The sequence below is a fragment of the Arthrobacter sp. UYCu712 genome (assembly GCF_040547005.1).
Classification (GTDB): Bacteria; Actinomycetota; Actinomycetes; order Actinomycetales; family Micrococcaceae; genus Arthrobacter.
The window spans coordinates 67,440-79,709 of the sequence record NZ_JBEPOZ010000002.1; the positions used below are offsets into that span (position 1 = coordinate 67,440).

The 12,270-nt window shown below is 67.4% G+C and carries 12 protein-coding genes; 6 read left to right on the top strand and 6 right to left on the bottom strand.

The window, feature by feature from the left end:
- Window positions 1–86 precede the first annotated feature (86 nt).
- The 5 genes from ABIB51_RS02295 to ABIB51_RS02315 form a co-directional block, all read right to left on the bottom strand.
- Window positions 87–470, bottom strand: coding sequence for a hypothetical protein (locus ABIB51_RS02295; RefSeq protein WP_354185070.1), 384 nt, complete (start codon window positions 468–470; stop codon window positions 87–89).
- Complete coding sequence (locus ABIB51_RS02300) at window positions 467–658, bottom strand: hypothetical protein (RefSeq protein WP_069950472.1); 192 nt, start codon at window positions 656–658, stop codon at window positions 467–469. The genes ABIB51_RS02295 and ABIB51_RS02300 overlap by 4 nt, the downstream gene beginning before the upstream one ends.
- Complete coding sequence (locus ABIB51_RS02305) at window positions 655–1,113, bottom strand: Asp23/Gls24 family envelope stress response protein (protein WP_354185072.1); 459 nt, start codon at window positions 1,111–1,113, stop codon at window positions 655–657. Before ABIB51_RS02305 ends, ABIB51_RS02300 begins: the two co-directional genes overlap by 4 nt.
- A gap of 70 nt (window positions 1,114–1,183) precedes the next feature.
- Window positions 1,184–1,870: a GntR family transcriptional regulator gene (locus tag ABIB51_RS02310; RefSeq protein WP_354185074.1), complete on the bottom strand. Its 687-nt coding sequence runs from the start codon at window positions 1,868–1,870 to the stop codon at window positions 1,184–1,186.
- 49 nt (window positions 1,871–1,919) lie between these two features.
- Window positions 1,920–3,386 (bottom strand): chlorohydrolase family protein, encoded by a 1,467-nt coding sequence (locus ABIB51_RS02315; RefSeq protein ID WP_354185076.1) that lies wholly within the window; start codon window positions 3,384–3,386, stop codon window positions 1,920–1,922.
- 169 nt (window positions 3,387–3,555) lie between these two features.
- Here ABIB51_RS02315 and ABIB51_RS02320 point away from each other — a divergent pair, with 169 nt between their 5' ends.
- The 6 genes from ABIB51_RS02320 to ABIB51_RS02345 all read left to right on the top strand — a co-directional run bounded on the left by ABIB51_RS02320 (window position 3,556) and on the right by ABIB51_RS02345 (window position 10,759).
- The gene (locus ABIB51_RS02320; RefSeq protein ID WP_354185078.1) at window positions 3,556–4,590 is read left to right on the top strand and encodes an ABC transporter permease; all 1,035 of its coding nucleotides are present in this window, start codon (window positions 3,556–3,558) and stop codon (window positions 4,588–4,590) included.
- A gap of 43 nt (window positions 4,591–4,633) precedes the next feature.
- Window positions 4,634–6,358 carry an ABC transporter substrate-binding protein gene (locus tag ABIB51_RS02325; protein ID WP_354185080.1) on the top strand — a complete coding sequence of 575 codons (1,725 nt, stop codon included), beginning with the start codon at window positions 4,634–4,636 and terminating at the stop codon, window positions 6,356–6,358.
- Window positions 6,359–6,420: 62 nt separating this feature from the next.
- On the top strand, window positions 6,421–7,422 hold the full coding sequence (locus tag ABIB51_RS02330; protein WP_354185082.1) for an ABC transporter permease: 1,002 nt from the start codon (window positions 6,421–6,423) through the stop codon (window positions 7,420–7,422).
- On the top strand, window positions 7,419–8,474 hold the full coding sequence (locus ABIB51_RS02335; protein ID WP_354185084.1) for an ABC transporter ATP-binding protein: 1,056 nt from the start codon (window positions 7,419–7,421) through the stop codon (window positions 8,472–8,474). The genes ABIB51_RS02330 and ABIB51_RS02335 overlap by 4 nt, the downstream gene beginning before the upstream one ends.
- 7 nt (window positions 8,475–8,481) lie before the next feature.
- A complete protein-coding gene (locus ABIB51_RS02340) occupies window positions 8,482–9,501 on the top strand; it encodes an ABC transporter ATP-binding protein (RefSeq protein ID WP_354185086.1) in 1,020 nt (339 codons plus the stop codon).
- A 25-nt stretch (window positions 9,502–9,526) separates the two neighbouring features.
- Complete coding sequence (locus ABIB51_RS02345; protein WP_354185088.1) at window positions 9,527–10,759, top strand: amidohydrolase family protein; 1,233 nt, start codon at window positions 9,527–9,529, stop codon at window positions 10,757–10,759.
- Between the two features lie 91 nt (window positions 10,760–10,850).
- Here the strand turns inward: ABIB51_RS02345 and ABIB51_RS02350 are convergent, their stop codons facing one another.
- Window positions 10,851–12,203, bottom strand: a complete 1,353-nt coding sequence (locus ABIB51_RS02350) for an MFS transporter (RefSeq protein WP_354185090.1) — start codon at window positions 12,201–12,203, stop codon at window positions 10,851–10,853.
- Between the last annotated feature and the right edge of the window lie 67 nt (window positions 12,204–12,270).

The window sequence follows — 12,270 nt, forward strand, 5'->3', positions numbered from 1 at the left end:
GGCCCCGGTCCCGGGCGCGTTGGCGGCTGCCGTGGGCTCCTCCGGGCCGGTGTTGGGCACCACCTGCCGGTGTTCCGTATCGTGGCTCACCGGACCCGCCCTCCTTCGCTCACGCTGGCCCCGCTGATCCGGATGTCCACCCGGCTCAGCTGGGCGCCGCTCAGCTCGGTCACGCGGCGCAGGATCGCGGCTTTGGCGGCGACGGTCCGGTCCCAGATGGAACCGCCGAAGCCTGCAACCCGGCCCGGGTCCCGAAGGACTGCCGTCAGCGAGGGCACGGTGATCGGGGTGACGAGCGACAACGCCAGCAGGCCGTCGTCGTCGGACCATTCGGCCCGCACGTCCTGTGCAGGTACCCCGAGGGCCTCTGCCGCAGCTGCCCGTGCGACGCTGGTCAGGGCCTGGGTGCTGATCCGGTTGTGGCCGACGAGCCCCCTGCCATGGACTGCCGCTCCAGCGGTGCTGCTCATGAGGAGGAGCGCCGGCCGGTGAGGGCGTCGAGCACGCTGCGCAGGTCCAGTTTCCCTTCCGCTGCACGCCCCAGCAGGGCACCGATGCCCATGAACAGCAGCGCGCCGAGGAATCCCCACACGCCAAACTGGAAGGACATGAACGCCACGAAGGCGCCGACTGCGATCCCTACAACCGTCAGATTCACTGGATTGCCTCCCTTGGGGGACGTGGTTCGCCGGGTGCCGGCGGCTTTGCCGGGCCGGGAACGAATACGTCATGGATCTCTATGTTGACCTCAATGACCTGTAGCCCGACCAGTTCCTCGACGGCCGCATAGACGGCGGCGCGGATCTGGTCTGCCAGGGCGTGCAGCGGTGTGCCGTAGAGAGCTACGAGGTCGATGTCCACAGCCACCTGGGTTTCGCCGACTTCGGCGCGGACACCGGCGGCGTGGTCCGAGCTGCCGACGGCGTCGCGGATGGCGCCGAAGGCGCGGCCCGGGACGGATCCAAGGGAGTAGACGCCAGGGACCGAGCGGGCGGCGATGCCTGCAACCTTCGCGACGGCGGCTTCGGAAATGACGGTGCGCCCGCCTGACGGTGCAGCCGGCGGCATTCCGGGAACGGAGCCCGCTACGGGCTGTGAATTCTGGTATTCCATGAGGCACTCCCCCTTCTCTTTGAAACCACCCTAGTCCCTGCCTGCGGTGACGGCGACGGCGGCGCCGCGCCTACGGTTCGAGCTGGTTCGCGAGACCGGCCAGCACGGGCTCCCGGCCCAGCTCGATGTGTGAGTAGGCCAGAGAGTACGCCAGGTCCGGGCGCCCCTTGAGGATGGCGTCGCACAAGGCCGAGTGCTCGTCCCTTTGCAGTTCGTTGCTGCGGTTGTGCGCCAGGCCGAAGATCCACCGCATCCGGCCAAACAGCGGCTTCACGGAGTCGATCAGCAGCCGGTTGCCGGAAAGCCTAACGATTTCCGCGTGGATTTGGGTACTGAGACGGACGACGTCGTCAGTACGGCCTTCGTCTATGGCGGTGCGGGATTCCTCGAGCAGTTCCTGCAGCCGTCCTCCCGAGTGGCCTTCCGCAACGCGGGTGGCTGCCATTCTGGCCGCGAACGCTTCCAGGCAGAGCCGGACGTCGAAGAGCTCGTTGACGTCGGTGAGCGTCAGCTGACGGACCACGGCCCCCCGGCGCGGGAACGTGGCGACGAAGCCGTCCTGCTCCAGGCGCTGGATCGCTTCACGGACGGGGATCCTTGAGACGTCGTACATCTCGGACAGCTCCCGCTCGCGCAGCCGCATGCCCTGTCCGAATTCGCCGGTCACGATGCCCTCGAGCACCAGCTGGTAGACGTGCTCTGCGCGGGCCTCATCGTCGCGGCCCTTCAGGCTTTCCGGCATCGCGTCTGCCACCATTCCACTCCCCTTTGTGCCAGCGCCCGCTTCCCGGGGCGGACGGCGCCGGTCAGCGTTCCAACCGAGCATACACGGGAGGAAACAGCTCGTCGGACGTCCGGCCCCGGGCGTCCCGTACGGTGTAGGCCGCCCGCATTTTTTCGAAGAGTTTCTGTGCTTTTGTTCGCCAGTGGCCGGGATCCACGCCGTCGATTTTTCCATCGGCCATGATGGTTCTGCCCGCCACCACTGACAGCACGGACTGGCGTGCAGTGCCGTTGAGCAGGAGCGTGCGGAAGGGGTCGTCGTGGACGCCGTCACGGACATCGTCGAGGGCGAATGCCACGAGGTCCGCCTGCGCGCCGGCTTCCAGCCGTCCCAGGTCCGGGCGCCGCAGGGCCCGGGCACCGCCGAGGGTGGCGGCGTCGAAGTACCCGGCGACGTCTGCCGCGCCGGTGGTGCCGGCCAGGATCTTCGCAAGCTGCACTCCGGCGTCGATGCCGCGGATGAGATCCGGCGGGAAGGAATCCGTTCCGAGCGCAATGTTGATGCCCGCCTCCTTGTATGCGTTGAACGAATCCAGGACGCTGCCGTACCGCATGGACGTCAGCGGGCAGTGGATGATGCTCGCGCCGGACTCGGCGAGGCGCGTGAGGTCTCCCCGGTCCTCCCCGTGGACCCCAGGGTTGCGGTCCGTATAGGTGGCGTGCGGGATCAGGAGGCGCCCGTTGAGCATGCCGGCCTGGTCCAGGAGTTCCAAGGGTGTGACGCCGTGCCGGTCCAGAATGTGCTGCCGCTCCGCAAGGCCCTGCAGGGAGTGCAGGCGCACCAGGACGTCACGTTCCTCCGACACCTGGGCGGTGGCCTTCAGCAGTTCCACCCCCAGGGTTTCGATCCGGCAGGGAAGCAGGACGCCGTTGACCAGCGGGTCGTCCAGGTCTTTCGCGTGGTCCAGGAAACGTAGTGCGTCGGTAAAGCCGTCCGCACCGCGCTCGTCGTCGAACATGACAGACCGCTCCCCGTTGGCCAGCACAACGTTTACGCCGGAGCGGTACGCAGGGCCGAGGTATCCGCGCAGCCCCAGCCGCCGGCTTGTCTCGGCCATGCCGGCGACGTCGTCAAAGGTCTCGGCCCACGAGGAGTGGACCTCCGAGGCAATCGGCATGAAAGTGGTGATGCCGTGGAGCACGAGCTGGATAAGGGCATACTCCCGGATCTCCTGGCGTTCCTCGGCTGTGAACACGTCGGCGCGGCGGCTGCGGAAGTAGTCCTCGGACCATTGGTAGCCCTTGGCGAGTTCGGGATCTGCCCAGCTGTCCAGGATCAGGTGGTCGATGTCGGTCAATGCGTCCAGGTCGATCAGCCCGGGCATGAGCAGGGCATCGCCCAGATCCCGTTCCTCATCAACCGGCCCTTCATAGCTGTGGCCGACGAACTCGATGACGTCGCCTCGGTAGACCACACACGCGTTGTCCAGCAGCACATGCCGCCCTTTGTCGAAACCGAGCACGTAGCGGGCCGATACCTTCGTGGGCACAGCGGGTCCTTTCGATTGTTGCGATTAACACAGCTAACACAGCCAGTGTTTGGTATTCCAAACACTACATTAATTGTGATTTACATCGCATCAATCGTGCTTTACTCTATTTTGGTATACAAGAAAAGTTCCGGAGCCATCTCCCTGGATCATGAATCGAGCACAGCCGTTGACCCAGTTACAGTCCGCCGAACCCGGCACAGGCAGCCCGCCGGTTTCCCCGGCACCGGCAGCCCAGCCCGCCAGCGCTCCAACCGAAGCCCGCTCACTGCTGGCGACAGCATGGCTGCGGATCCGCCGCAGCAAGATCGCGCTGCTGAGCCTGTGCGTGGTGGTGGCGATCATGCTGTTCGCCATCCTCGCCCCGTGGCTCAGCGCCCTGTCAGGCAATGACCCCTACACCTCGAACACCAGCCCGGAAGTACTGGACGACTTCCAGACGCCGGGCCTGCCGCTCCCCGGCTTCATGTACCCCTCGGCCCAGCACTGGCTCGGCGTCGAACCGGGTCTTGGCCGGGACCTCTTCGCCCGGCTCGCCCACGGCGGTCAAGTCTCCCTCACCATCGCCCTGCTATCCACCGCCGTTTCGGTGGTGCTGGGGACCGTCCTCGGTGCCGCCGCCGGCTACTTCGGCGGCAAGACCGATGCCATCATCAGCCGCATCATGGATCTCTTCCTCGCCTTCCCGCACCTGCTGCTGGTGCTCTCCCTGACGCCCATCCTGCAGTCCAGGCTTCGCGGCACGCCGCTGGGCGAAGGCAGCTTCCTGCCCATGGCCTCGCTGGTGATCATCCTAGGCTTCTTCGGCTGGGCCTACCTCGCCCGGATCGTCCGCGGCCAGGTGCTGAGCCTGCGCGAACGCGAGTTCGTCGAGGCAGCACGCTCCTTCGGCGCCTCGCACCTGAGCGTGCTCTTCCGCCAGATCATCCCGAACGTCATGGGCGTCGTGCTCGTCTATGCCACCATGCTCATCCCCACCAACATCTCCGCCGAAGCCGCCCTGTCCTTCCTCGGCGTCGGCGTCAAGGACCCCACACCGTCGTGGGGCCAGATGCTCAACGCCGCGCAGTCAGGCAACTGGTACCTCAGCGATCCGTGGTTCCTGGCCGTGCCCGGCATCATGCTCGTCGTCACCGTCCTGGCGTTCAACCTGCTCGGCGACGCCGTGCGGGACGCCCTGGATCCGAAGGCCTCCCGCCACTAGCCCACCGCACTTCTCCGTTCACCCACACCCCACGAGGAGCAATATGAATACCCCCACCAGAGCGCTGGCACTCTCCGTGCTGATTGCGATGGCCGCCACCGGCTGCGCCGCCACTCAGAACCAGCCTGGCAACGCCAAACCCGCCGAGTCTGTCACCGAACTCGCACCGAACGTGGTCAAATCCGGCTTCAGCGCCAAGGGCGGCAACATCAACGTCCTGATGTCCTCCGATTTCCAGACCCTGGACCCCGGCAACAGCAACTACGTCCAGACGGCCAACGTCGGCCAACTTTACTACCGCACCCTGACCATGGCCAAGGAGACCGCCGGCCAGCCGCCCACGGTGGTCCCCGACCTCGCCACGGACACCGGCAAGGTCTCCGCGGACGGCCTGAGCTGGACCTACACGCTGAAGGACGGCGTGAAGTTCGAGGACGGCAGCCCCATCACCTCCGCGGACATCAAGTACGGCATCGAGCGCACCTTCGCCCAGGATGTCTACACCCAGGCCCCGCAGGAGCTCAACGCAGCGCTCGACGCCGGCGGGTACAAGGGGCCGTACAAGGATCCTTCCGCGGCGCTCCAGGCCGTCGATACCCCGGATGAGCGCACCGTGGTGTTCCACCTGAAGAAGCCGTTCGCCGAGTTCCCGGCGCTGGCATCGCGCTCCAACACCGCCCCGGTGCCGCAGGCCAAGGACAGCAAGCTCGACTACACCAACCACCCGGTGTCCTCGGGCCCGTACATGGTGGAGTCCTACAACCGCGGCAAGTCCCTCAAGCTCGTCCGCAACCCGCACTGGGACGCCGCCACGGACCCCAACCGCTCCGCGCTGCCGGACACCTTCAGCTTCTCGCTCTCCACCTCCCAGGCCACCATCAGCCAGCAGCTGCTGGCCAACTCGGATCCGGACTCCATCACGCTGGATTCGAACGGTGCGCTCCAGACGTCGGATTCGGCCAAGCTCGCCGATGCCCAGGTCAAAGACCGCGTGGCCTCGGGGCTGCTGGGCTGCAACGACGTCTTGAGCCTGAACACGGAGAAGATCACGGACCCTGACGTCCGCAAGGCCATCGCCCTGGCCCTGGACCGCCAGGCCATCTTGGTGCAGTACGGCGGACGCCGCTTCGGCGAGATCACGCAGAGCGCGCTGAATTCCAAGATGCGCGGCTACGTGGCGCAGGAGCTGGAGCTTGACCCCAGCGGCAAGCCCAAGCTGGAGGAAGCGAAGAAGCTCCTCGAAGGCAAGAACTACCCCAAGTCCCTGACGTACGGCTACGCCAACAACCGCGACGCGTACAAGAACACCGGCACCGTGGTGCAGCAGAACCTGAAGGCCCTCGGCATCGAGGTTGAGCTCGTGCCGATCCCGGCCCCGAACTACTACTCGATCATGGCCAGCGATCAGCTGCCGGACATCGGACGCTCGGGCTGGTGCGGCGGAGCCGACCCGGCCTCGGTCCGAACCTCGGCCGACCCGATCCTGGGCCCGAATAACGACGGCACGAGCTACGGCTTCTCCAACACCTCGCGCTACTTCGATCCTCAGGTCTCCAAGACCATGTTTGAACTGCGCAACACCGCCGGATCCTCCGAGGAGCTGGGTAAGAAGTGGTCCGAGGCATTCGGCTCGGCCCTGAAGACGTACCCGATCATCCCGCTCATCCGCTCTCACACCAACAGCGTGGTGGGCTCCAACGTCCGCAACGCCCAGGTGGGCTACTTCTTCGGCGGAATCGACCTCTCGATCGTCGGCGTCGAGCACTAGACAGGCTTCGTCCAGAAGGAGAAGCGGGCCGCCCGGCAACCGGGCGGCCCGCAACCACCACCATGATCACATTCATTCTTCGCCGGGCCGGCTCGCTGGTCCTGCTGCTCGCCGCGGTCAGCTTCATCACCTTCACGCTTTTCCAGCTCGGCCCCTCCGATCCGGCCGCGGCCGCCTGCGGCCAGGAGTGTACGCCGGAACGCGTGGCCGAGGCCCGCGTGGCACTCGGCATGGACCAGCCTTTCTTCATCCAGTACCTCGACTACATGCGCGGGCTGTTTTCCCCGCGCATGATCGGTGCCCCGGGTGCCGAATCCGTCTGCCAGTGGCCGTGCCTCGGCAAGTCCTTCCAGACCAATGAGAACGTCGCGGACATCATCGTCCGCTCCCTGCCCTACACGCTGTCCATGGCCGTCGGCGCGCTCGTCCTGTGGACCGTTTCCGGCGTCGGGCTCGGGCTGCTCGCCGCCCTGCGCAAGGGCTCCGCTACCGACAAGTTCATCGTCGGCGCCGCCTCCGTGGGCGTCTCGCTCCCCATCCCCGTCACAGGCCTGTTCCTGCTCCTGCTGTTCGTGAACCAGCTGCACCTGCTGCCGTTCACGACCAACCAGATCAACAGCCCCTTCGGGCCGCAGGGCCCCGTCGCCTGGATCGGCAACTATCTCCTGCCGTGGATCGCCCTGGCTGTGCTCTTCAGCGCCTCCTACATCAGGATCACGCGCACCAATATGATCGAGACCTTCGGCGAGGACTTCATCCGCACCGCCCGGGCCAAGGGGCTTGCCCCGCGGACCGTGATGTTCAAGCATGGCGTCCGGGCCGGCATCACGCCCATCGTGACCATGCTGGGCATGGACATCGGCCTGCTGCTGGGCGGCGCCGTCCTCACCGAGCAGATCTTCTCCGTCCCCGGCCTGGGCTTCACCGCCGTCCACGCCGCCATCTCCGGCGACCTTCCTGTGACCATGGCCATCACCATGCTGGCCGCCTTCTTCGTCATCGTGGCCAATGTCGTCGTCGACTTTGCCTATGCCGCCATCGATCCCCGAGTGAGGCTCCAATGACCCAACTCCAACCCAGCCGGCACAGCGCTGAAACGACGGCCGCCTCGGCCACCGGTGCCTTCCTCGAGGTCCGCAACCTTTCCGTGAAGTTCCCCACCGACGACGGCGTCGTCTCCGCCGTGAACGGCATGGACTTTGCCCTGGAGCGCGGCCAGACCCTGGGCATCGTGGGCGAATCCGGCTCCGGGAAGTCCGTCACGAGCCAGGCGCTGATGGGCCTGCTCAAGGGCACCTCGGCACAGGTTACGGGCCAGGCCCTCTTCAAGGGCAAGGACCTGGTCACGCTGCCGGAGGCCGGGATGCGCCGGCTGCGCGGCCGCAACATCGGCATGATCTTCCAGGATCCGCTCTCGGCCCTGCACCCGTTCTACACTGTGGGCCACCAGATCGCGGAGGCCTACCTCGTCCACAACAAGGCGAGCAAGAAGCAGGCCCATGCTGCCGCCGTCGACATGCTCGGAAGAGTCGGCATTCCCAGCCCCGAACAGCGCTTCGGTGAATACCCGCACCATTTCTCCGGTGGAATGCGCCAGCGCGCCATGATCGCCATGGCGCTGATCTGCGAACCGGAGCTGCTGATCGCCGATGAACCCACCACGGCCCTGGACGTCACCGTCCAGGCCCAGATCCTGGACCTCATGTCCGAACTCCAGCAGGAAACCAACTCGGCGCTCATCCTCATCACCCATGACCTCGGCGTGGTGGCCGAGGTCTGCGACTCCGTGCTGGTCATGTACGGCGGCCAATGCGTGGAATCCGGGCCCGTCGACGAGATCTTCTACGACACCCAGCACCCGTACACGCTCGGGCTGCTCAAGTCGATGCCCACCCTCAGCAGCCCCGCAAGCCGGCTCAACCCTATCCCCGGCCAGCCGCCGTCGCTGCTGGACCTGCCCGCGGGGTGCATTTTCGGCGCCCGCTGCGAATACGCCGAGCTCGCCGGCGACGGCGTCTGCCACAGCCAGCGGCCCGAACTGCTCGTCGAGAACGGCCACGGCAAGCGCTGCCACTTGAGTGGCCCGCAGATCATCACCATCCGGACGTCGAGTTAGGACCGCCATGGAAAACCAGGCCATTCTCCAGGTGGAGAATCTCCAGAAGCACTTCCCCATCAAGAGCGGGCTGCTCGCTCCCCGCAACCGTTCGGTCAAGGCCGTCGACGGCGTCTCGTTCAGTCTGGGCCGCGGCCAGACCCTGGGGCTCGTAGGTGAGTCAGGCTGTGGAAAGTCCACCACAGGGCGCATGGTCGCCCGCCTGATGGATCCCACGGGCGGGCGGATCGTCGTCGACGGCGCCGACATCAGCCGGCTGCGGGGCCGCGAGCTGTATGACTTCCGGCGCAAGGTCCAACTGATCTTCCAGGATCCCTTCGCCTCGCTCAATCCGCGGCAGACCGTGGGCACCGCGATCGCCGCCCCGATGGTGGCACAGAAGATCAACCCGCCCGGCGGGCTGAAGAACCGGGTGAAGGAACTGCTGGACCAGGTGGGTCTCAAACCGGAGCACTACAACCGTTTCCCGCATGAATTCTCCGGCGGGCAGCGCCAGCGGGTGGGCATCGCCCGCGCCATTTCGCTCAACCCCTCCGTGATTGTCTGCGACGAACCGGTCTCCGCACTGGATGTCTCCGTGCAGGCCCAGGTGGTCAACCTGCTGCAGGAAATCCAGCGGGACACCGGCGTGTCCTACATCTTCATCGCCCACGACCTCTCCGTGGTCCGGCACATCTCCCACGAGGTGGCCGTGATGTACCTGGGCAAGATCGTGGAACAGGGGCCGCGCGACGAACTCTTCCGGAACCCCCTGCACCCCTACACCAAGGCGCTGCTCTCTGCCGTGCCGCTGCCCGATCCGCGAGCCGCCCGCGAACAAGTGAAGATCCGGCTCCGCGGTGACCTGCCCTCGCCCGCCAATCCGCCCAGCGGCTGCGTGTTCCGTACGCGCTGCCCGCTGATCGGCACCCTGCCCGAAGAACAGCGGCAGCGCTGCATCAGCGACGTCCCGGCCCCCGCCGGCCCGGCCGCCCCGGCCTGCCACCACGCAGGACTGGCCGCCGCGGCGCTGGCCGGTGTGCAATAGATCCACTAGCAAAAGGAGCAACACATTGAACACCCTGATCCGAGCCGTCCGCCCGTGGGGCCAAACGCTGAGCGACGTCACCATCGCCGGCGGCGAGATCACAGGCGTCGAGCCGCATGACCCGGCACGTCCCGTCCCGCCGGGCGCAGGCCGTGAGGAGGTCACCGTCGTCGAAGGCCGCGGCCGTCTGCTGGTGCCGTCATTCTCCGATGTGCACGTCCACCTGGACTCCACCCGGATCGGCCTGCCGTTCCGCGAACACACCGGCGGCCCGGGCGTGTGGACCATGATGATGAACGACCGGCAGAACTGGCGCACCGCCGAGGTCCCGCTTCAGGAACGGGTCAACGGCACCCTCGGCCGGATGATCGCACGGGGCACCACCCGCGTCCGCTCCTACGCCCAGGTGGACGTGGACTGCCGCCTGGAGCGCTTCGACGCAGTCCTTGCTGCCAAGGAGCAGTTCAAGGGCCGGGCCGACGTCGAGATCATCGCGTTCCCGCAGGCCGGACTCCTGCTCGAAGAAGGCACGGTACCGCTCATGGAGGAGGCGCTGAAGGCCGGCGCCAACGTCATGGGCGGCATCGACCCCTGCAGTCTGGACCGAGACCCCGCCCGGCATCTGGACATCGTGTTCGGCCTGGCCGAGAAGTACCAGGTCCCCATCGACATCCACCTGCACGAACCCGGCGAACTCGGCGTCTTCAGCGCGGACCTGGTCCTGGAGCGCACCCGCGCCCTAGGCATGCAGGGCAAGGTCACGATGTCCCACGCGTACCAGCTGGGCAGCGTCTCCGAGTCCATCACGCGCCGGCTGATCGAGGAATTTGCCGAACTGGACGTCTCGCTGGCGTCCGTGGCGCCGTCCGTCTCGGGTCAGCTGCCGATCCCGCTGCTCGCCGAAGCCGGTGTCCGCACGGGCCTGGGCGAGGACGGCCAGCGCGATTACTGGTCCCCCTACGGCAACACGGACATGCTGGACCGCACCTGGCAGCTCGCATTCACGCACGGCTTCCGCAGGGACGAACTCATCGAGCACTGCCTCGCGATCGCTACGGTGGGCGGAGCCAGCGTCCTGGACCCGTCCGCCACCCGGCTCAAGGGCACGGCGCACCGGCCCGGCGTCGAGGCCGGGGACCCCGCGGACCTCGTGCTGATCGACGGCGAAACTGTCGCGTCGGCGGTGATGGACCGCGGCACCGACCGCACGGTGATCCACCGCGGCAAGGTCGTGGCGGACGGGCTTCAGCTCGTCTAATTCACGCATCCCAGAAGTGGCCGGTTCCTCCGAGGAGGGAGCGGCCATTTCTGGTTGTGCTTTGCTTGGCAGGCTGCCCAGCGGGCGACGTTTAGCGGGCCAGGGCGGCGGGCCGGGTTTCAGGGGCCGGCTCGGCGGGTGCCTCGGACCCGTCAGCCTCCACCGCCGCCAGCGGCCCGTTCACGGCGAAGTATCCGGCGACGGCGAGGAGCACGGCTTCACCGGCGAGGGTCCAGAACGTGGCGTCCCAGCTACCCGTCCACCCGTGCAGCAGGCCCGCGCCGAGCGGTCCCAGGGAGGCGAGCGCGAAGCCGAGTCCCTGGCTCATCGCGGACAGCTTTCCCGCCGTCTGTGGTCCTGCGGAACGGATGACCACCAGTGCCATGGCGAGCCCGAACCCTGCGCTCTGGACAATCCCCAAAAGCCCCACCATAACGGGCTGCAGCCCGGCCGGCGCCATCAGGACGCCGAGCAGCGCGGCGGCCACCAGTATCCCCAGCCCCGGGGCCATGATCCGCAGCACGCCCTGGCGCCCGGCCAGCACGGGTGCCAGGAGGCTCGCGGGCAGGCCGGCCAGGCTGAACCAGGCCAGCAGCGCGGCGGCATCACCCGCGCCCAGGCCCTTTGAGACGAGGTAGACGGCCAGCCACGAGGTGATGGCGAAGTAGAGCATGGCCTGCAGCCCAAAGAACGCGGTCACGGCCCACGCCGTCGGCTGCTGCCGCAGCGGCACCGCCGGTGCGGCATTTTGCCGGGCACCCGGCGTCGGACGTTCCTCGGCGGCAGTGCCCGGGGCCGGGGCGCGGGCCGCCGGGTTCGCCGGGTTCGCCGATACAGGGCGTCCGCCGCCGGAGCGGTAGATCAGCCCAGCGCCCAGCAGGGCGGGGACCGCCCAAACGGCCAGCGCCCAGGGAAGGCTTCCGCCCAGGGCATGCTGGAGCGGCTGTACGAGCCCGGCCCCCAGGGCCGCGCCGAGCCCGAAGCCCATGGTGCACAGCCCGGTCCACCAGCCCGTGCCGCGGTTGGCCTTGACGATCTGCGGCAGCAGCACGCTCGCGGTCATGATCGCCGCCCCGGCAAGGAACGTCCCGGGCAGCAGGAGCGCGGGCACCAGGACCCGCACGGTGAGCGCGGCCGCAAGCACCAGCAGCGCGACCGCCACCGCGGGCCCGGCACCGAGCCGCCGGGCGAGCCACGGCCCGCACGGCGCGGAGATGCCGAAGGCCAGCACCGGGACCGCCCCGAGGAGCGGAAGTAGCCGGGGTTCCAGATCGAAGGCCGCCCCGAGCTGCCCCATGACGCCTGCCACCGTGGTGATCGCGGGCCGGAGATTGACCGAGACGAGCGTCAAGGCGATCAGCACCCCGGCTGTCTTCAGTCGGGGTGCCTTCAGTCGAGCACGGTCCGCGGGCAGCCTTGGGCTGGCTTGGCGTGTTTCTCCCACGGTCGTCTCCTCAGAATTCCTTTTGGTATACCAAAAAGACTATTGGATGATGTAGTGAAAGTAAACC